The organism is Amphritea pacifica (assembly GCF_016924145.1).
Lineage (GTDB): Bacteria > Pseudomonadota > Gammaproteobacteria > Pseudomonadales > Balneatricaceae > Amphritea > Amphritea pacifica.
In genome coordinates, this window is sequence record NZ_JAFFZO010000005.1 from 142,369 (window position 1) to 162,849 (window position 20,481).

21 protein-coding genes and 1 pseudogene are annotated in these 20,481 nt (G+C 51.5%); 16 read left to right on the top strand and 6 right to left on the bottom strand.

Features of this window, described 5'->3' with window-relative positions; all coding sequences use genetic code 11:
* Positions 1 to 50: 50 nt before the first annotated feature.
* From JW499_RS03965 to JW499_RS03985, 5 genes are all read left to right on the top strand, one after another.
* The gene (locus JW499_RS03965; RefSeq protein WP_205209380.1) at positions 51 to 365 is read left to right on the top strand and encodes a DMT family transporter; all 315 of its coding nucleotides are present in this window, start codon (positions 51 to 53) and stop codon (positions 363 to 365) included.
* Between the two features lie 18 nt (positions 366 to 383).
* Positions 384 to 1,058, top strand: coding sequence for a type 1 glutamine amidotransferase (locus tag JW499_RS03970; protein ID WP_205209381.1), 675 nt, complete (start codon positions 384 to 386; stop codon positions 1,056 to 1,058).
* An 81-nt stretch (positions 1,059 to 1,139) separates the two neighbouring features.
* On the top strand, positions 1,140 to 1,586 hold the full coding sequence (locus JW499_RS03975) for a GNAT family N-acetyltransferase (RefSeq protein WP_205209382.1): 447 nt from the start codon (positions 1,140 to 1,142) through the stop codon (positions 1,584 to 1,586).
* A 232-nt stretch (positions 1,587 to 1,818) separates the two neighbouring features.
* On the top strand, positions 1,819 to 3,009 hold the full coding sequence (locus JW499_RS03980) for a GGDEF domain-containing protein (protein WP_205209383.1): 1,191 nt from the start codon (positions 1,819 to 1,821) through the stop codon (positions 3,007 to 3,009).
* A gap of 340 nt (positions 3,010 to 3,349) precedes the next feature.
* Positions 3,350 to 3,892 carry a TFIIB-type zinc ribbon-containing protein gene (locus tag JW499_RS03985; RefSeq protein WP_205209384.1) on the top strand — a complete coding sequence of 181 codons (543 nt, stop codon included), beginning with the start codon at positions 3,350 to 3,352 and terminating at the stop codon, positions 3,890 to 3,892.
* 146 nt (positions 3,893 to 4,038) lie between these two features.
* Here JW499_RS03985 and JW499_RS03990 read toward each other — a convergent pair whose 3' ends face one another.
* From JW499_RS03990 to JW499_RS04010, 5 genes are all read right to left on the bottom strand, one after another.
* Positions 4,039 to 4,389: a cupin domain-containing protein gene (locus JW499_RS03990; protein WP_205209385.1), complete on the bottom strand. Its 351-nt coding sequence runs from the start codon at positions 4,387 to 4,389 to the stop codon at positions 4,039 to 4,041.
* A gap of 60 nt (positions 4,390 to 4,449) precedes the next feature.
* On the bottom strand, positions 4,450 to 5,817 hold the full coding sequence (locus JW499_RS03995) for an NAD(P)-binding domain-containing protein (RefSeq protein WP_205209386.1): 1,368 nt from the start codon (positions 5,815 to 5,817) through the stop codon (positions 4,450 to 4,452).
* A gap of 99 nt (positions 5,818 to 5,916) precedes the next feature.
* Positions 5,917 to 6,702 carry a PAS domain-containing protein gene (locus JW499_RS04000; RefSeq protein WP_205209387.1) on the bottom strand — a complete coding sequence of 262 codons (786 nt, stop codon included), beginning with the start codon at positions 6,700 to 6,702 and terminating at the stop codon, positions 5,917 to 5,919.
* Complete coding sequence (locus tag JW499_RS04005) at positions 6,699 to 7,427, bottom strand: response regulator (RefSeq protein ID WP_232846223.1); 729 nt, start codon at positions 7,425 to 7,427, stop codon at positions 6,699 to 6,701. Before JW499_RS04005 ends, JW499_RS04000 begins: the two co-directional genes overlap by 4 nt.
* Positions 7,424 to 8,578 carry a sensor histidine kinase gene (locus JW499_RS04010; protein ID WP_205209388.1) on the bottom strand — a complete coding sequence of 385 codons (1,155 nt, stop codon included), beginning with the start codon at positions 8,576 to 8,578 and terminating at the stop codon, positions 7,424 to 7,426. The genes JW499_RS04005 and JW499_RS04010 overlap by 4 nt, the downstream gene beginning before the upstream one ends.
* 286 nt (positions 8,579 to 8,864) lie before the next feature.
* On the opposite strand from JW499_RS04010, the gene JW499_RS04015 reads away from it, so the two are divergent.
* The 10 genes from JW499_RS04015 (at position 8,865) to JW499_RS04060 (ending at position 19,144) form a co-directional block, all read left to right on the top strand.
* A complete protein-coding gene (locus JW499_RS04015; RefSeq protein WP_205209389.1) occupies positions 8,865 to 11,168 on the top strand; it encodes a DUF1989 domain-containing protein in 2,304 nt (767 codons plus the stop codon).
* A gap of 33 nt (positions 11,169 to 11,201) precedes the next feature.
* The gene (locus tag JW499_RS04020; RefSeq protein ID WP_205209390.1) at positions 11,202 to 11,555 is read left to right on the top strand and encodes a cupin domain-containing protein; all 354 of its coding nucleotides are present in this window, start codon (positions 11,202 to 11,204) and stop codon (positions 11,553 to 11,555) included.
* 269 nt (positions 11,556 to 11,824) lie between these two features.
* Complete coding sequence (locus JW499_RS04025; RefSeq protein ID WP_205209391.1) at positions 11,825 to 13,177, top strand: ammonium transporter; 1,353 nt, start codon at positions 11,825 to 11,827, stop codon at positions 13,175 to 13,177.
* An 8-nt stretch (positions 13,178 to 13,185) separates the two neighbouring features.
* Complete coding sequence (locus JW499_RS04030) at positions 13,186 to 13,356, top strand: hypothetical protein (RefSeq protein ID WP_205209392.1); 171 nt, start codon at positions 13,186 to 13,188, stop codon at positions 13,354 to 13,356.
* A 100-nt stretch (positions 13,357 to 13,456) separates the two neighbouring features.
* Positions 13,457 to 14,839 carry an ethanolamine ammonia-lyase subunit EutB gene (locus JW499_RS04035; RefSeq protein ID WP_205209393.1) on the top strand — a complete coding sequence of 461 codons (1,383 nt, stop codon included), beginning with the start codon at positions 13,457 to 13,459 and terminating at the stop codon, positions 14,837 to 14,839.
* Positions 14,840 to 14,861: 22 nt separating this feature from the next.
* Positions 14,862 to 15,677, top strand: coding sequence for an ethanolamine ammonia-lyase subunit EutC (gene eutC, locus JW499_RS04040; protein WP_205209394.1), 816 nt, complete (start codon positions 14,862 to 14,864; stop codon positions 15,675 to 15,677).
* A 289-nt stretch (positions 15,678 to 15,966) separates the two neighbouring features.
* A complete protein-coding gene (locus JW499_RS04045; protein ID WP_205209395.1) occupies positions 15,967 to 16,305 on the top strand; it encodes a P-II family nitrogen regulator in 339 nt (112 codons plus the stop codon).
* 9 nt (positions 16,306 to 16,314) lie between these two features.
* The gene (locus JW499_RS04050; protein ID WP_205209396.1) at positions 16,315 to 17,568 is read left to right on the top strand and encodes an ammonium transporter; all 1,254 of its coding nucleotides are present in this window, start codon (positions 16,315 to 16,317) and stop codon (positions 17,566 to 17,568) included.
* Positions 17,569 to 17,837: 269 nt separating this feature from the next.
* Positions 17,838 to 18,551 carry an Ntn hydrolase family protein gene (locus JW499_RS04055; RefSeq protein ID WP_091353229.1) on the top strand — a complete coding sequence of 238 codons (714 nt, stop codon included), beginning with the start codon at positions 17,838 to 17,840 and terminating at the stop codon, positions 18,549 to 18,551.
* 206 nt (positions 18,552 to 18,757) lie between these two features.
* Positions 18,758 to 19,144: a NifB/NifX family molybdenum-iron cluster-binding protein gene (locus JW499_RS04060; RefSeq protein ID WP_205209397.1), complete on the top strand. Its 387-nt coding sequence runs from the start codon at positions 18,758 to 18,760 to the stop codon at positions 19,142 to 19,144.
* Positions 19,145 to 19,638: 494 nt separating this feature from the next.
* Here the strand turns inward: JW499_RS04060 and JW499_RS04065 are convergent, their stop codons facing one another.
* Entirely contained in the window at positions 19,639 to 20,028 is a 390-nt protein-coding gene (locus JW499_RS04065) for a hypothetical protein (RefSeq protein WP_205209398.1), read from the bottom strand.
* 254 nt (positions 20,029 to 20,282) lie between these two features.
* Between JW499_RS04065 and JW499_RS04070 the strand changes: the two are divergent.
* Positions 20,283 to 20,481, top strand: a pseudogene (locus JW499_RS04070) (transposase); the annotation flags it as partial.

The following is a 20,481-nucleotide window of genomic DNA, read 5'->3' on the forward strand; positions in this document are numbered from 1 at the left end:
TACTGCAGTCCCTTTTCTGATAAATGGTTAATCGGCTGTCAGGAGTGAAAATGGGCTGGATCTATCTCTGTATTGCCGGGGTCCTGGAATGCCTCTGGGCGGTTGGGCTGAAGTATAGCGATGGTTTTACCCGCTTATGGCCCTCGTTGATCAGTGTCATTCTGATTATTGTCAGTCTTGGTTTGTTGTCCGTAGCGATGCGCACCATCCCCGTGGGTACTGCATATGCGGTCTGGACCGGTATCGGTGCGGCCATACTGGCGTCCTGCGGTATTCTGTTTATGGATGAGTCCGGCAGCCTGATACGGATAGCCTGTATCGGTATGATTGTCGCCGGAGTGGGTGGATTGAAACTGTTTGCCTGAGGATGATTAATGATTTGAGTGTTGATACTGCAACATACAGAGGGTGAGTGGATCGGTTCAATGAATGACGGGTTTGCCGAACCTTCACGGGTGAATAATTTCATCCTGCACACCGTGCGTCTGGATCATGGTAGCACTTTACCCGCATCGGACTCATTAGACTGGTTGCTCATCATGGGGGGACTGATGAGTGTTAATGATGAGTCTGACTATCCCTGGTTGCGTGAAGAGAAACAACTGATTCGTCAGTCTATTGCAGACGATAAAACCATAATTGGGATCTGCCTGGGAGGGCAGATGATTGCGTCGGCCGCCGGCGCTGAGGTATATCGCAACAGTACCCCTGAGATCGGCTGGTTTGCGGTTATCAGAACCGATACTGATGTGACCTGGCTGCCTGAAACCGCCAGCTTGTTAAGCTGGCATGGAGATTGTTTCAGAGTACCGGTGGGAGCCCGGCCTTTTGCCACCAGTCACATGACTCCCTGCCAGGGATTCAGTCTGGGGCCGCGTATCTGGGCGTTGCAGTTTCATCTGCAAGCCCAGTCCGGCACGGTGGCTGCTTTTCTGGCGTTAGAACCCCATGGCTTGCCTGAAGGGGAATATGTCCAGCCGCAACAGCAACTGCTCAGTGAGGCCTTTCTCTCACGGAGCCAGACGATAATGCATGGGTTGCTGGATTCGCTGGTTTAGTCTGACCTTCCTGTTATGCTTAAGGGCATGAACTGATATCAATCCTCAGATTAATTTCAAATCTTCCTGACAGGAGTCGTGATGAATATATCGTTAGCAACCCTGGATGATATTCCCGAGCTGTGTCGCTTATTGGGCTATCTGTTTTCGCAGGAGGCGGAGTTCAAACCGGATATCCAGCTACAACGGCAGGGACTGAAAGCAATTATAGAGTCGCCTGAAGGCGGCACCATCCTGGTGAGCCGGGAGGCCGGTCGGCTGGTGGGTATGGTGAGTCTGTTATACAGCATCTCCACTGCGCTGGGTGGCCGGGTCTGTTTATTGGAAGATATGGTGGTTGAGCCGGAAAAACGCGGATCAGGCATCGGCACCGCTCTGTTAAACCACGCGATCGGTTATGCCCGGGAGCAGGGGGTGAAACGTATTACTCTGCTGACCGATCAGGATAATACCGAAGCAAAAAAGTTTTACAGCCAACAGGGTTTTTTCCTCTCATCAATGGTGGCGATGCGCACTTTTCTCTCCTGAGGCGCTCGGGTCGTCTTGCAGTTTTCATCAGCCCAGGGGGACAGACATCATCTGTTCAGAATGGGAACTCTTTTTATCCTTTTGACTACTTATATTGTCTGTTGATGAACTAAAACAGATATAATTGGCGTGATGTAGAGTTTTAACCTGACTCCGGTCAGGTTTGCGGTGATGGAGGTCATGTGATGAATAACGTACTCTCTCAGCGGTTGTCTGGTAAGGTGTTTAAGCCGTGATCAACTCCTTCGCAGAGCTTCCAGGTACTCTGATTGCGGGGCTTCGTTTTCTCTTTTTCCCCGATCGTGATTTCCTGCAGAAAAAGTATGAAGATCACCGTCGGTTTACCATCATTGTCTCGGCTTTTCTGTCCGTGCTCTGGGCTGCCCTGTGGGGATGGGACTGGGTTATCGATCCGGTAGGTGCTGATAATACAGTGGTGCTGCGGCTGTTTTTTCTGGTGGCTTTAGCCTATTCACTGACACTGTATTTTATCCGTAAGAGCTCTTCCTGGCTGACAATTATCACGGTTGTGGGAATGCTGGCAGCAGAGGCAAATTTTATTCTGATTCTGAACCATCTTGATAATGGTATTGTGTATGGCCTCGGTGGTTTCATGTATTGCATGTTTATCGCGGTGCTGGTGTTTCAATGCTTCTCTCTGATAACCAATATTATTTATACCCTGTCAGCTACGCTGCTTCCGCATCTTGCGGGTGAGCTGGCGATCGCCGATAACTTCCAGCATTTTCAATATGCGGCTCTGATCTGGCCTGCTGCATTGCTGGCGATAGTGACTCAGGTTGTTCAGTCTCACCACTATCTGCTGCGCTATAAACTTGAGCGACAGTTAGAAGCGTTGTCGACTACGGATGCGTTAACCGGGGCGAGAAATCGTCGTTACTTTATCCCATTGTTGGCGAAGGAGATTCGCAGAGCTAAACGCACAGGACAAAAGCTGTCTCTGTTAATGCTGGATATCGATATGTTTAAGCGGGTGAATGATACCTATGGGCATCTGACGGGTGACCGGGTGATTCACAATGTGTCGGTTATCGGTCATCAGTTTGCCCGTGATATTGATGTTGTTGCCCGCCTGGGAGGGGAAGAGTTTGCTATTCTGCTCACCGCCTGCGATCAGCAACAGGCGGTTCAGGTAGCCGAGCGGATCCGTTCAGCAATTGCCAGTGTTACGATGTATAGCGAAGACAAGGCCGTATTCAGTTACACCGTCAGCATCGGTGTAGCTGAGCTGGAAGAGTCAGACAAAGACGAGCGCTGTTTTCTTGGCCGCGCCGATAGCGCTCTTTATGAAGCGAAAGAGAGCGGCCGCAACCGGGTTGTGTTGGCAACAGATGTGAAGGGAGTATTCAATTCCCGTAACCGGGCCTTAACCTCTGAAAATTCAGAGTGTCCTGAGTCGTAGTAAAGCTTAAAAAGTTACGTTAGTGTTTATTTTCTACTCCTCAGCCGTTAGGCTGCAATCATAGCAACTGAAAGGCTGTTTTGCTACCAGCGTTCATGTAAAGTCAGTAAAACATCAGGATAACAAAGGGATAGGTTAAAAACGCCGGCGGGAGATCTGGCCGGGTTAAGAGTGCATAACCGCATTCTCGTTTTTCTGCCAGGAGATGGCGCTACGCCGTTCAGTACTTCCTCTCTCAATCTTACCGTTACCCTGCCTTTGATACAGAGGGGCTGGCGCGCATCTGCGTTAGCCAACCGTCAAAATTAATCTGTTCAGCACAATTTGAGGTAACTTTTTAATGAAATGCCCGATCTGTAAGAAAGGCAAGCTGGTTCCCAGTTTTCTGGAAGGCTTATTTCGCGCACATACCTGCGATGACTGTGGCGGTAATTGGCTACTGATTGAAGATTATGTCGCCTGGAAGGAGCGCAACCCAGAACACGCTTTTGATCAGGAAGATGCCTTCGAAGCTGACGATAGCAAACAGGCATTAATCTGCCCAATGACCGGCACCCTGATGCATAAATACAGAATTTCCAATAGCAGTGAGCACCGGCTGGACTACAGTCCCAGTGTCGGCGGTGTATTGCTGGATAAAGGCGAGTGGCAGTATCTGAAGGAGCAGAAATTAGCCGGCTCATTAAATAAGATTTTTACCGTTGAGTGGCAACGATCATTGCGTGATCAGAATGCTGAAATGACATTCTCAGATATCTACAGGGAGCGGTTTGGTGACGAGTCATATCAAAAGATTAAAGAGATTAGGGCGTGGTTGAATGATCACCCGCGCAGGGCAGATCTGCGAGCTTATCTGTTGGCTGAAGACCCCTACAGGGTTTAACTAAGCCTTCTGCTTTTAATCTGTCGGCCTGCGCTGCATAATTTTTCTGCTCAGGCGTGATCGGGAGCAGATTAACATCCTTCATTTGAGTATATTAAGCAGCGGATTAAATGCTGCTTAATATATTGACGTTCTACCTGAACCTATTACTTCAGCTTAATCACAAAGTGCTTAAATACCGGTTGAATGATCTCCCAGGTGCCGGTAAAGCCAGCATCGACCATAAAGGCATCACCGGGCATCAGGGTGATCGGTTGCTGGCCATCCTGAGTGATAATCACTTTGCCTTCGATCAGGTGGATAAACTCCCAGTTGGCATAGGTGGCCCGGTAGGTGCCAGGTGTCGCGGCCCAGCAGCCGGTGATCATAGACTCGTCGGGGCTGGTGTATTCGATCCAGGTGGTCATGGTGGGGTTGCCATCGACCTTCTCCCAGCCTTCCAGATCATCAGTAATGGGTGTGACGGTTTTATCGATAATTTTTGTGACCAGATTCATAGTGTTTTCCTGAGTGCGCTATCCAAAGAGGAGGCCGGTCAGAGACCGGCTATAAGTTGTTTAACCTGCCTGCTTAACTTCGCTCTTATCAGACAGATAGGCTTCCAGTGAATCATCCAGCGCATCGATCCAGGGGGTGTGGTGCGGTGGGGACATGGTGCCGGTCATCAGTGAGCGGAAAGAGTAGTCGCGGAAGGTCATAATGTTTTCCTTCTTGTGATGTTTCCACTCCAGGAAGGTCTGACGCACGCCTTCGATATCGAAGGTGGGATAATCTGTCGCTTCAATCAGTTCGAGGATATAGTCGCCCTGGTAGGTGAACATCTCTTCGGCGGTTTCCAGTGTCAGTTCGCGTTCACGCCACTCCATGCTGTTGGCGGTCATCTCCTCTTTGGTCGCCGGAAGCGAGATCCGACCGAGAATGACATCACGCACATACCAGGCCTGGGCATCGAACATATTGAAGGTGTACCACTGATCCTGCATACCGAGATAGAACATCTGGGTGTTGTGCTCCCAGACAACCCCTTTATAGAGATCCATCGCCCAGAGGCGATTGTCGGTTTTCAGGCGCAGGGACTCGTCGATGAAGGGGAAGTGATGCAGATAGCCGGTGCAGAGGATGATGGCATCAATCTTACGGCTGCTGCCATCGGCAAAGTAGGCGGTATCGGTATCGACCCGTTGTAGCAGTGGTTTCTCCTCCCAGTTTTTTGGCCATTTATAGCCCATCGGTGCGCTGCGGTAACAGCTGATCAGGCTGCGGGCGCCATATTTGTAACACTGAGAACCGATATCTTCGGCGGAGTAACTGCTGCCAACCAGCAGAATATCTTTGTCTTTAAATTCCAGTGCGTCACGGAAATCGTGGGCATGCAGAATGCGGCCGCCAAATGTGCTGAACCCCTCAAATTCAGGTACCCGTGGTGTAGAAAAGTGGCCCGAGGCGCAGACCACATAGTCGAACTCTTCTGAGTAAACGGTATCGGTGGTGTGATCGTGTACAGTGACGGTGAAAAGCTTGCTGGTGTCATCGAAGGTGATATTGCGCACAGGGGTGTTAAAGCGGATATAGTCACGCACTCCGGCCTTCTCTACCCGGCCTTTAATGTAATCCCAGAGCACTTCGCGGGGCGGGTAAGAGGCGATCGGCTTGCCGAAATGCTCATCAAAACTGTAATCAGCAAACTCCAGGCACTCTTTCGGGCCGTTGGACCAGAGATAGCGATACATACTGCCATGCACCGGCTCACCATGCTCATCCAGACCGGTGCGCCAGGTATAGTTCCATAAGCCACCCCAGTCGCTCTGTTTTTCAAAGCAGACCATCTCTGGTATCTCAGCACCTTTCTCCTGAGCTGACTGAAAGGCCCGCAGTTGAGCCAGACCACTGGGGCCGGCACCGATTATCGCTACTCGCTTGGTCATCTGTAATCTCCTGATAATTACGTTCTTTTCATCAGGTTATTAAGATATCGGGCGGTGATAAATTCCTCAGAGTGGATAAGTCAAAAGGGGTAACCCGGGTTACTCTGAAGGGGGACTGATCTTGAGAATGATCCCTTCAACACCCAGTACGGCGCCGGTTGAGGAGTAGATGCCCTGTCCTTTCTCATACACCCGGCGATAGTGGCCATCCGCATGGAGTATCTGGTAGTACAACTCAAAACAACGGTGTTGCTGGAGTGCGTGCTGAACCGTTTCCCAAACCCGGTCAGCATCATCGGGATGGATCAGTCCTCCAATGGAAAGCTGGGTCTGATTGAGCAGCAGATCACGGCTGTAACCGGTGATGTCAAGACACCCTTCACTGACATATTCCATGGTCCAGCGGGTATCATTCCGGCCGCGGTAGAGCATGCCCGGTATCCGGTTAACTAATCCAGACAGGCTGCGATGGCTGGCTTTGCTGATCTCATCCTCCCGAACCTGGGGGGTGATATCGCAAAGGGTGGCCGTCAGGGGAAAGGGATCACCGCTACGCAACGGTTGCAGGCGAATCTCACACCAGCGTACCTCGCTATCTTTTCGGATCAGGCGGAACCAGAGAAACTGGCTATCGTCCCCCCGGCTAACTTTCCGGCTGATATCGATCCAGTTCTGCAGCTCTTCCGGGTGGATATAGTCACTGAAGCAGGTATTGATGGCTTCTTTACTGGTGTACCCCGTCAGGGTTTTCCAACAGGCGTTAACATAGCTGATTTGCAGATCGCTGTTAAATACCAAAACGGCATCTCCCAGGCTATTGAGTACTTCGCTCAGCGCTGGCAGCTCTGCGCTGGGTGTCCGGCGGAACAACCTGAGCACCGTCATAGAGCGCCTCCTGTCTCTGAAGGGGCAGGCTTACCTGTGTGAGGTTGATTGGCATGGGCCCAGGCGGCCAGCTCCAGGCGGGAGCTAACGTTCAGTTTGCGTAACAGGTTTTTAACATAGACCTTAACGGTGCCATCACTGATACCCAGTTCCCGGGCGATCAGTTTGTTACTCATCCCCCGGGTAATCAGTTCCAGCGTTTGCTGTTCCCGTTCGGTCAGATCGAAGTGATTGCTCTCTGTTGTTTCCCGGGGCTGTTGATCCCCCTTGCTCAGATGGTGTGCCAGCATGGTGACACCGGTATGATCCATGGCGATATTGCCCTGCATCACACCTTTCAGGCCGCTGATGATCAGTTCCGGTGCAGAGTCTTTCAACAGATAGCCATGTGCACCCGCCGAGATCGCCTCAAACAGTTCGCTGCTGTCATCCGATGCGGTGAGAAACACGATCTTCTGTTCAGTCCCCATCTGTTTAAGTTGCTGCAACAGTTGCAGCCCTGAAAGCTCCGGCATATGCATATCCAGTAGCAGCAGATCGGCGGAGAGGCCGGGGAGGGCTTCAAGCAGCTGCTGTCCACCGTCGAAATCCGCCAATACTCTGAACTCGCCACTGTCGTTCAGCAGCTCAACCACCCCCCGCCGGAACAGGGGGTGGTCATCAACAATAATGACATTGGTCAGGCTAACTTCATTCATAAGATCATCATATTCAGTTGGATTCATCGGGGTGCGTCCGCAATCACCAGATCTACACGGGTGCCGCCCTGGGGACGTGGCAGAATAAACAGGCTGGCGTGGATCCGCTGTGCCCGCTCCTGCATGATTTTCATGCCAAAACTGTCCTGGCGGGCCTGTTCGGCACAGATCCCCTTACCGTTATCCTCAATACGGATGCGTATTGAGGTATCACTCAGGGGTAATAGCTGTACCTGGGCATGCGAGGCGTGAGCATGGCGGACGATGTTGTTGAGGGCTTCACGAATAATAAAGATCGCCTGGGAGTCATCTTCGGTGATCAGCTGGGTGCCCACCCGGTTATCCAGTTCAAAAACAATAGCGCTGCGCTGTTCGAATTCGCTGATGGCCTGGCTGATCGCCTCAACCAGCTGTCCCTGTTCGATGGACAGCCTTGAGCAGGCGATCAGTTCACGGGTCTGGCGATAGGCACACTGCGCCTGATGGCACAGGTCTTCACTGATTGCCGCCAGTTCCGGTTCGGATGTGCGCTTACACTGATCCGCCAGCCGGGATGCCTTAATCCGCATATAGCCGAGAATCTGCGCCATTGAGTCATGCAGTTCGGCAGCATGGGCGGCTTTCTCTGATGAGATCGCTGCACTGATACGGGATTGCTGCCGGTACCAGCTACTCAGCCCGCCGCTGAGAGCCTCGGCAACCGGACCCGATACCCGGTTGATCTGCTCGCTATCCGGCAGGCTGTCTTTAAAGCAGAGTACCATCCAGCCCGCCGGACTCTGTTCATCAAAGCGTAACTGCAGGGCATGAACGGATAGCTCAGTGCCCGGCAGCTTATAACGCAACTCATTGGCGTCACTGATGCAATGCTCCGTCAGTTGATAGCGCAGCTGACCGGCCAGGCCTACTGGCGGGGCGATGGTTGCGGCGTGCAGTAGCTGATTTCCCTGTGGAGTGGGTATGCCGATCAGATAGACCTGCGCCTGAAGATGGAAACCGATGTAGCTTTGCAGTCGGTTTAGTGCCTGTTCCAGACTGAGCCGGATATCCTCGCTGCAAGCCAGATCGACCACCAGTTGTGTCAGGGCAGGAGCACAGACAACCTCTTTCTGTTTCACCGGCTGTTCGCGAAACAGTCGGGGGAAACTACGCCGCCATAGTGGCAATGAAACCGCCATTCGAACCTCCTTACTGCTGGATTCCCGCTCAGGGAAAGGTTTTATTCCGAAGTTATTACTGCAGTTTTTATGCCACAGATGAGGCGCTACTCACTATGGATTACCCCTTCCTGAGAATTGTATCTTGAATCACTATGAGTAAATATTTTTAACCATTGGGAAATTAATTTCTGGTGTCAAAGCGAAGATCTGTGTGCACCAGGTTAGTTCTGAAGCGATCGATAGTGCACTCACATAGCGCTGCAGATGAAAGACAATCGGGTCAAAAGGTAATTGAGGCTTTTCTATGACGATTCAGCAACACCCTGTCCAGGATAGAGTGAATGACGAGTTGATACCCCGGTTGTATCGGCTGGAGGGGCAGGACGCTCTGCGTCTTGATCTGCAACAGGGGGACAAAATCTGTATCACCTCAGCCGATACGCAGCAGGGGTGTGAGTTGCTGTTTATCGATCCCGAGGGAGGTGTCACTGAAGCATCGTTGCCTTCATACGCTTTCAGTACAGCGGTCAATACCCTGGCGCAACTGGATCAGCCAGGAGGCTCAGGGCTGCGCTTAAAGGCGTTGTTACAGGCCTGGGAGATCAGTGAACAAACACTGCAACGGGCATGCTGTTTTACTGCACAGACACTGCCTGAGTTTGAAGTCACGGCCGCGGTCACCCTGGTGGTGCTCTGTTGTGGCCGGGATATGCAGGTGGTTGAGCAATCGCCGGTAACCGCTTTACAGATTACTCATTTCACGACCGCTGATGCTGTGTTGCCACTGCCTCTGGCCGCGCCACGCTGCGAATTCCGGGTGCCCAGATGCAGCGCGAAGAGTTACGAAGTGAAAGCGGGTGAGTGGATTCAGATTATCGATGTCGAGGGCAAACAGTGCAGTGATTTTATCGCCTTTGATGCTGCGGCGCTGGACCGGGGGGATGAGGTTGCGCTGGATGCGGTGGCCACCCGAACGCTTAATGGGCTGACTCTGCCGCAACCGGGTGTGCATTCGAAGCTCACCGATGCACAGCAGAAAACCATGCTCGAAGTTGTGCAGGATACTGTGGGTCGGCATGACAGCTTTTTGTTTGCCTGCAATAGCAAATATTACGAAGACAGCGGTTATTTCGGTCATATCAACTGTACTGAAAATTTCAATCGCTGCCTGAGTGGCTATGGCATCGCCCCCAGGGCTGGCTGGCCTGCGATCAACTTCTTTTTTAATACCCACGTTGGTGACTGCGGCACCATCGGCTTCGAAGAGCCCTGGTCCCGTGCAGGCGACTATGTGCTGTTGCGGGCTGGCCGGGACCTTGTATGTGCTTCTTCCGCCTGCCCCGACGATATTGATCCGGCCAACGGCTGGAACCCAACCGATATCCATATCCGTATCTACCCCGCAACCTGTGAGTTTCCCCGTTCAGTGGGATACCGGATAACACCCGAGGAACAACCCCGTATGACTAAGCCAACAGGTTTTCATAGCCGCACCTCCACCCTGACAAAGCAGTTTACTGAATATCATGGTTACTGGGTGGCCTCCGAATATCAGAACTATGGTGCCAGGGCGGAGTATCTGGCTTGTCGTGAAAGGGTGGCGATGATCGATCTGACACCGCTGCGAAAGTTTGAAGTGCTGGGGCCTGATGCTGAAACCCTGCTGCAATATGCCCTGACCCGAAATGTAGCCAGGATGTCGATTGGCGAAGTGGTCTACTCGGCGGTGTGCCACAGCACCGGCGGGATGATTGACGACGGTACGCTGTTCCGGATGGGGCAGCACGCGTTCCGCTGGATCTGCGGCGATTCCTATTGCGGTATCTGGTTACGCCAGTTGGCTGCTGAAAAGGGGTTGCAGGTGCAGGTGAGGGAATCAACCGATCAGATTCATAACGTCGCCGTACAGGGACCGCAAAGCCGTCACCTGTTACAGCAGATCATCTGGAATGGGGAGGTCTGCACGCCGGTATCTGAACTGGGCTGGTTTCGTTTTATGACTGGTCGGCTGGATGGCCCGGAGGGTATCCCGGTGATGGTCTCGCGCACCGGTTATACAGGTGAGCTGGGGTTTGAGGTCTGGTGCCATCCCGATCAGGCCGGAGAGGTGTGGGATCGTATCTGGGAGACCGGTGTGCCCTATGGCATAGCCCCGCTGGGTTTCGATGCCCTGGATGTGCTGCGTATCGAGGCGGGCCTTATCTTTGCGGAGCATGAGTTCTGTGCTGAAACCAATCCGTTTGAAGCGGGTATCGGTTTTACCGTACCGCTGAAAACCAAGACTGATGATTTTGTCGGGCGAGAGGCGATAGCCGCTCAAAACCCAGCCAGCCTGAAAAAACTGGTGGGGCTGCTAATCAACAGCCAGGAAACCGTGAGTCACGGAGATTCTGTCTTTAATGGCCGGTTTCCGGTGGGCGTTGTGACCAGTTCTACCTATTCACCCGCGCTTAAAAGTCAGATCGCTCTGTGCCGCATAGATCCTCAGTTTGCTGAACCCGGTACCACGCTGGAGATCGGGCAACTGGATGGACAGCGTAAACGGATAGCGGTCAGCGTCACCTCGCTGCCTTTCTATGACCCGGAACGAACCCGGGTCAGAAGTTAATTTATTTTTTATCAACTCGAAGGAGTAATACCCATGGCTATGACCTACATAAAGCAAGCGTCACAGATGAAACAACCGAGTATGGAGCGTCCGGGATGCAACGCTTTTCTGGGCGATGTAATGGTGTCCGATGATGCCGAAAAGACCATCGTCAGCGGTTTCTTCCGCATGGAAAAGTCCGATGAACCGCTGGTGTATGAATACACCTACCATGAGATGAAGATTATCGTCGAAGGCGAGATGACGATCTCCGATGAAGAGGGCAATGAAGTGATGGCAACGGCGGGGGATATTTTCTACTTCCCTAAAGGTTCGGTCATCACCTTCCAGTCATCCGACTATGGCATTGGCTTCTTCTGTGGACAGCGCCGTGAAGGCGAAGGCTGATGGTTTTGTCTGTCTTACGATGAAGCCATAAATTGACCCCGAATGATGCGATGCACCAAACAGGGTCAGTTTACCGGCCAGGAAAGTGTGTAAATCTATAGTATATATTTTTAACTTATTGATATAAGTCAATAAATAATAAGATTGGTATGATACCTGCATTTCTTTAAGGGAAATAAAGTTTCCCATAGATAAATAAAAGTTTGACTGTTTGAGTCACAGTTCTAACGCTTAACAATAGAAAATTTAACAGATGAGAGGTTTCCAAAATGGAGCAGACAGCCCCTACACTTGCGGAGTTGCAAACTCTGATTGAGATGACGGGTACCATCAATATGGAGGTGTTCTATTGGTGGTGTACCGGCCTGATGGTGATTATCCATGCAGGCTTTCTGGCGTATGAGATGGGTGCATCCCGCCTGAAAAACGCACTGGCGTCCGGTGTGAAAAACATTCTGGCATTTGCCTTTATTATCCCGACCTTCTTCTTCTTTGGCTGGTGGATCTATCTGGCGATGTACAACGGTTTTACGCCTGATTATGAAGCCGCCGCTGCGGGGCTTCCATGGTCAACGAATATGGGGCCAAACCTGAGCGATAATGCCAGCGGTATCTTCTGGGGCGCCTTTGTGCTGTTTGCGGCGACCACGGCGTCGATATTCTCCGGTGCCGTGATTGAGCGCATCCGTATGAGCTCATTCCTGATTCTGGCGATTATTCTGGGTTCTGTGGTCTGGATTCTTGCCGCTGCCTGGGGCTGGCATCCAACCGGCTGGCTCACCGTTGAGTGGGGCTTCCACGACTTTGGTGCGGCAGGCTGTGTACATATGGTGGCCGGCTTCTTCGCACTGGGCGTGACTATTAATCTGGGGCCTCGTATCGGTCGTTTCCTGGCGGATGGCACTGTGGTTGATATCAAAGGCCATAGTATGCCGATGACCATTATCGGTCTGATGCTGATTATCGTGGGTTTCTTTGGTTTCCTGGGGGGCTGTATCATCTATGCCGGCAGTGCTCAGTGGACCACTATCTTTGGTACCCCGGTGACACTGTCTGCGGTTAGCTTCAATACACTGATGGCCTTCTCCGGCGGTATTATCGGTGCTTACTTTGTTACCCGTCAGCCATTCTGGATGATGTCCGGCGCACTGTCCGGTATCTTCTGCGCGGCACCTGGACTGGATCTATACTATCCGCCACTGGCGTTCCTGCTGGGTATTACCGGCGGTGTCGTTTCCCCTCTGGCAGATAAATTTATCACCAACAAATTCAAAATTGATGATGCTGTAGGCGCTTTTGCTGTGCACGGTGTCGGTGGTCTGATCGGCATAGTGGGTCTGGGTGTTTTTGCCAGCGGCTTCCCGAATGTTATCGAGGGTGCTCCTGCTGTGTCCTTCACCGGCCAACTGATGAGTGCGACAGTGATGGCGCTGCTGGGCTTTGTGCCAGGCTTCGGTCTCTCCTGGGTGATGGCGAAGATGAACTTTTTGCGTGTACCGCCAAAAGCGGAAGAGATGGGTCTGGATATTGTAGAGGTCCCGCTGCAGGCTTATCCGGAATCGGTGCCAGCATATTCGGCCCCGGAAGAGCTTCCAGCCACTAAAATTACTGCAACTGCATAAGGAGAACGATGATGAATTCCAGTCCTATTACAACCTGGGAAGGTGCAGAAGCCTACTTCACCTTTGCTGACAGCCCATCCATTATGATGATTATTCTGGCGCTGGCGATGGCTGCAACAATAGGGGCCGTGGTAGCCAGTGCATTACACGAGAATCACACCTATATCGATTATAAATAGCCTAAGCTATAAATTGTGAAAGTCACCGGGGCAGCTCAGGCTGCTCCGGAATTTTTATTTCATGTTTATCTGAAAATGTCTGTGTGAAGGTATTGCGTCAATGACTGTCTATTCCTCAACCGCAGGCCAGCAACGCTGGCAATTTGCTGATCTGAAAGAGCTGCTGGCCAAAGCGACGCCACTGCGGTCCGGTGATTGTCTGGCGGGGCTTGCAGCCGGGTCAGCTCGGCAGCGGGTTGCTGCGCAGATGGCGCTGGCCGACCTGCCACTCAAGACATTTTTGCATGAGCAGGTCATTCCCCCTGAAGTCGATGAGGTCAGTCGGCTCATTATCGATAGCCATGATCCGGTTGCGTTTGCCCCGGTGTCACATCTGACGGTCGGCGATTTTCGCAACTGGTTGCTCTCTGATGCTGCCGATAGTGCCAGTCTGAAACGGCTGGCAATGGGGCTGACACCGGAAATGGTCGCAGCGGTATCAAAACTGATGCGGGTGCAGGATCTGATTCTGGTGGCCTCAAAATGCCGCAATGAGACCGCTTTTCGTAACTCTCTTGGCGGTAAAGGGGTTTTATCGACACGGCTGCAACCCAACCATCCCGTCGATGATCCGGCGGGTGTGGCGGCCAGTATTCTGGATGGCCTGATGTATGGCAGTGGTGATGCGGTGATCGGTATCAACCCGGCCTCCGATAACTATACGGCAGTGACTGACTTGCTGAAGATGCTGGATGATATTATTAATCACTATGGCATCCCAACCCAGTCCTGCGTGCTTACCCATGTCACCAATCAGATCGAAGCGATCAACCGGGGTGTTCCGATCGATCTGGTCTTCCAGTCGATTGCCGGTACCCAGGCCGCCAATGACAGTTTTGGTATCAATCTGGCGATGCTGGGTGAGGCTAATCAGGCTGCCCGCGAACTGCAACGGGGCAGTGTGGGGAATAACGTGATGTATTTTGAAACCGGGCAGGGCAGTGCTCTGTCGGCCAATGCTCATCACGGCGTGGATCAGCAAACCTGTGAAGTGCGCGCCTATGCGGTCGCGCGGCATTTTGATCCGCTGCTGGTGAATACGGTGGTGGGATTTATCGGTCCTGAATACCTTTATGATGGTAAACAGATTATCCGCGCGGGACTGGAGGATCATTTTTGTGGCAAGTTGCTGGGGCTGCCGATGGGATGTGATATCTGTTATACCAATCACGCTGAGGCGGATCAGGATGATATGGATATGCTGCTGACGCAGTTGGCGGTGGCCGGTATCAACTTTATTATGGGGATCCCGGGTGGTGACGATATTATGCTTAACTATCAGACCACCTCTTTTCACGACGCCCTCTATATCCGTGAAGTTCTGGGCCTGAGGCCCGCCCCTGAGTTTGACCACTGGTTGCAGCAGGCAGGTATTACTCAGCCTGGCGGGCGGTTGGCTGACACAATGCCGGCAACCTTTAGTAACCTGTTGAAACAGCTGTAGAAAGACAGCAGGAAGTTGGCAGATGGATGAGTTAGAGAAAACAGATCAGACCGCTTCGGTTACCGAGAACCCCTGGCAGGCGCTGCGACGTTATACCGCTGCCCGTATTGCCCAGGGGCGTACCGGTGTGAGTCTGCCAACCTCAGCCCTGCTGGCATTTCAGATGGATCATGCCAGCGCCCGGGATGCGGTGCATACTGCATTGCAGATTGAACCCCTAACTGAAGAGTTACATAGCGCGGGCTATCAAACCATTCAACTGCACAGCCGGGCCAGCGACCGGACAGAATACTTGCAGCGTCCTGATCTGGGACGCCGCCTCGATATGCGTTCAGTGAAGCAGTTGCAGCAGTACCGCCAGCAACACCCGGGCAGTGTTCAGGTTGCGCTGGTGATCGCCGATGGCCTGTCATCCCTGGCTGTACAGAGTCACGCTGCTGCGATGGCCGGGTCCGTCCTGAGCCGTTTAGCAGACCGCGGGTTGAGTATTGCCCCGCTTTCTATTGTCTCTCAGGGGCGGGTAGCGGTTGGCGATGAGGTGGCGGAACTGCTGGGCGCCGAGTTGCTGATTCTGTTGGTGGGAGAACGCCCCGGGCTCAGTTCACCCGATAGTCTGGGAATTTACTACACCTACCAGCCATCGGTAGGACTGACCGATGCCCGGCGTAACTGCATCTCCAATGTACGCCCTGCCGGGATGAGTATCGAGGCGGCCAGCGAAAAGCTGATCTGGCTGATCGATGAATCGGTGCGCCTGAAGTGTTCCGGTGTTGGCCTCAAGGATCAGTCGGTCTCATCGTCAAAGATTCACGGCAGGAAGAATTTTCTGCTGCCCTGAGAGACTCTCAGAGTAGAGGATAAACCTTTCATCACCCCCCAAAAACCAGTAACACCTTCCTCCGGTGTTGCTGGTTTTTTATTTTGCTGCACCGGTTCCAGAGAGCAAATCAGTGCACATCTGTGTGACTCGTACTGGTGCAACGCACTAAGAGTGTGCGCCTGCGTGAGTGTTATCCGGCCAAAAACAATCTAACTATATGATTTTAAATAAGAAAATATTCTTGGCATGAATATTACATATTCCCTTAAAGAATAATATATTCCTTATGGAGAATTTTGGAGGAGAGATGAAATTAATAACGGCCATTATCCGGCCGCACACACTGGAAGAGGTAAGAGGGCCTTTGCAGTCCATTGGTGTGAGCGGTCTGACAGTTACTGAGGTTAAGGGGTATGGGCGCCAACAGGGGCACACTGAACTTTATCGGGGTGCAGAGTACCGTGTCAGCTTTGTGCCCAAGATTAAGCTGGAAATTGCACTCGATGATGCCCTGCTGGATCAGGTTGTAGAAGCGATTTCCGGGGCCGCTAAAACGGGCGCTTTTGGCGATGGCAAGTTGTTTATTCAAGACCTTGATCAGGTTTTCAGAATTCGTACCGGAGAATCCGGTGCATCTGCATTGTAGGAGAAACAGATGAGTAATCTACCAATTGAACTGTCATACGCGCTCGATACATTTTATTTTCTGATATGTGCCGTGCTGGTGATGTGGATGGGGGCAGGCTTTGCCATGCTTGAAGCTGGGCTGGTCCGCAGCAAGAACACCGTGGAGATTCTGAATAAGAATGCCCTGCTGTATGGTATCGCCTGTATCGCCTACCTATTGGTGGGCTATAACATTATGTACCCGGCTGATCCGGTCAGTGGAGTTATCCCCGGCCTGGATTTTCTTCTGGGGGCCGATAACAGCACAGACGCTGTGGTGGCGGGTGGCGATGATGCACCGTATTACTCCAGTATGGCGGACTTTATCTTCCAGGCGGTGTTTGCTGCTGCAACCATGTCGATTGTCTCCGGTGCCGTGGCTGAACGGATGCGTCTCTGGCCATTCCTGATCTTCGCCGTCTTTATGGTGTCCTTTATCTACCCGCTGGAGGGGTACTGGAAGTGGGGCGGTGGTTTCCTGGATGAGCTGGGATTCCTGGATTTTGCCGGATCGGTGGTGGTGCATATGGCGGGCGCAGCTGCCGCTCTGGCGGCAGTGATTCTGGTGGGGCCGCGTAAAGGTAAATATGGCCCTCATGGAGAGGTACGGGCGATCCCCGGCGCTAACCTGCCGATGGCAACCCTGGGGATGTTTATTCTGTGGATGGGCTGGTTTGGATTTAATGGTGGGTCAGAACTCAAAATAGCCAATGTTGAAGAGGCTAATGCAGTTGCAAAAATCTTTGTTAACACCAATGCCGCAGCAGCTGCCGGAATGGTGGTGGCGGCGCTGTTTGCCCGGGCCCTGTTTGGTAAAACCGACCTGACCATGACCATCAACGGTGCGCTGGCCGGCCTGGTGGCGATTACGGCTGAGCCGCTGCTGCCTGATACCGGTACAGCATCGCTGATCGGTGCGGTGGGTGGACTGGTGGTGGTGATCTCAGTGCTGACACTGGATAAGCTGAAACTGGATGACCCGGTGGGAGCCATCTCTGTGCATGGTGCTGCCGGTATCTGGGGTATTTTTGCCGTACTGATCAGCAACCCGGATGCCACCTTTATGGCCCAGTTGATCGGTACGTCGGTAACCTTTGCCTGGATGTTTATTGCCTCTTTCATTGTTCTGCTGATCATCAAAGCAGTGATGGGGCTGCGCGCCAGCGAAGAGGAGGAGATGGAAGGAATGGATGTCCACGAATGTGGTATGGAAGCCTATCCGGAATTTACTTCGGGTAAATAACCTTCACAGAACCCTGTATTGATCTTGAAAAGCCACCCGCTGTTCAGCCGGTGGCTTTTTCGTTTATTTGTGCGTTGATTTACGGAGGATATACCTGAGACTATAGAGCGGATAGGGAGTACGCCTTTTTCTCACATCACAAATAAATAATAGGTATGCGCTGTAAAACTCATATAATGAACAGCGTTGAAGCCTGAGTACTACCGTCAGGAATCATTCAACGGTGATAAAATGTCAGCCGCGTATAACAGGGTATTTAGGAGAGAACCGTGACCTACTGTGTGGGTATCAGAACCAATGAAGCAACCATAATGATTTCCGACTCCCGCACCAGCGCCGGGGTGGATAACATTAGCAGCTATAGCAAAATGTGGCGGTATGGTATTCCCGGTGAACGTCAGTTTGTGATCTGTAGTGCGGGCAACCTGGCGACCACTCAGGCGGTCATCGCGGCGATCGAACGGGATATTAAGAACACTGCTGAGACCAGCTTGCTGACGGTTGCGGATATGCATCAGGCTGCCGAGTATATCGGTAAAGTGAGTGTTGCGGTGCAGGAAAAGGCCGGTGGGGGAGCGGTATTTGAAGCCACGTTTCTGCTGGCTGGCGAGATTCTCGGCTCGCTCAGTGGACTCTACATGATCTATGCGCAGGGAAACTATATCGCCAGTTCGCGTCAGGTACCCTATCTGCAGATCGGTGAAATAAAATATGGTAAACCGATATTAGACCGGGTCATTCAGGAAAGCACCACCATTGACAGAGCGATCGTCTGCGGTCTGATTTCGATGGATGCGACGCTGAAAAGTAACCTGACCGTTGGCCCGCCGATTGAACTCTACATTCTTCAACATGGTAGCCTTACTTTAGGCCGTTACCGTTCATTCGGCGAAGACGATGAGTATATGCGGGATCTGCGCAAACTCTGGAACAAAGCGATGGAAAGTGCGGTAGATGCGATGCCGCGATTAACCCTGAGTTGAGCACGCACTGTATGGGGCACGGCCTTGTGCCTGCACCACCTTAGAATGAAAATGCAGCCACACAGGCTGCATTTTTTTTGGTTGGCGTAGCCAAACACTGCTTCAGGTCAGGGTTTGATCGCTGAACTTAAGTACACTGGAGCCGTGATTTGCAATGGCAGATTGAAGTTTAATGATGAATTCAACGTGCTGATTGAGGTATTCAGATGAAAATAGCAGTTGCCAGCAGAGATGGTATTACGGTCGCCGGTCATATCGGTAAATGCAAAAGCTGGATTATTTTTCAGTCGGACGCAATACATCAGATCAAACTGGTCGAGATGATCACTCTGCCCAGAGAGCTGGTGTTTCATTATTATAAGGATGATATGCCCCACCCGTTAGCCGATTGTGATGTAGTGATTGGTGCCAGCGCCGGAGATAGTTTTGTTAACAAAATGGCTCTGCGGGGTATCAATGCCGTATTGACGGCTGAAACAGACCCCGAAAAAGCCGTGGCTGATTATCTGAACAAACAGATTACTCCCCCGAAACCCCGCCCAATAGGCGGACTGGTGTGCAAAGTCAGGGATGCACTCTCGTCGCATAACTGATTGCTATCTGTAACGGGCAGTACTGAGCTTTCCATCCGGGCCTCTGTTTCCAGGCCCTTATTTCCGGTCGCTTCCGGCGCTCTGGCTGCCTCCTCTTTTTTATCTGACTCGCTGAACTTAATGGCTCTTTTGCCTGCTCTCATATCTACTGATATAGGGCGGTGTCTTGCTATTGAAGCGATCTGTAATCACCATACTCATTAAGATCTTGCCATATTTTTATACGAAACCCATAACGACACCTCAACCAAGTAAATGAACTGCATTCTCCCCAATTGTCGATGCATGCTTCCAGCAAAGATACCAGTCGATATGTAGGCGCTGGCCCGAAATGCATGTTCTGCTGTTCCAAAGTGACAATTGAAACCGGAGGAATGTGACAGAGCTGCTGATCAGAATAACAACGTTCGGGCAAGAAAAAGCCCAGCAAGGTAGCTGGGCTCGAATGAAAATCTTAAGGTTAAAAAATTATATAAACTTCGATTTCTTTACCATTAATTAAGCCATTCTACTTCAGGCTCCGCCTCAGACAGAATATCTATGCAGTCAGTAGGTGTATATATCGCATAATGCTTAATACCCATATTCTCATTGATTTTATAGCCGTCCTCTAAAAACCAATCAAGCCATCTAGAGTTTTCAACTAGAAACAATGAGGACTTACCTGGATTATCTATCGATTCGATAGTTCTAAGTATGTCGCCTTCATAAAATTTTCTATAAGCTCTAGCCTGACTGAATTTCAATCTGAGTGTCGAATCCTTTTGATCCTCTCCCTTCAGTAAGATTCTAAACCCTTCATAATCGTCATGTATGCCTTCGCAATAAAGCACACGAGGAATATTGTCTAATGGCGTCCAAATTTTAAATAGTTCTTTTTTCATCTGCCGTACCGAACTTTAATTCGGTCCCTACCATTCTGAATTTCAACTGTCGGTCTACCATCTGAACTTCCAGGACGCACAACTACCTTTCTGCCATCAGGCAAAGTTCCTAAAGTATAATAAAGTATAAGGGACAGGCATATTCTAAAAGCCTGATCTATACTGCTGATACCTCAAATATATAAGGGACAGGCATATTCTAAAAGCCTGATCTATACTGCTGATACCTCAAACAAGGATGTTAAGGAAATCATATGACCCGTGCCCGTCATCAGATTATTTCTACCGCAGACACTCCCTATTATCACTGTATTGCCCGCTGTGTGCGGCGGGCGTTTTTGTGTGGCGAAGACTCATTAACCGGACAGAGTTATGAACACCGTCGTCAATGGGTAATTGACCGCCTTAAAACGCTGCAAGCCGTGTTCTGTATAGAACTGTGCGCCTACGCCG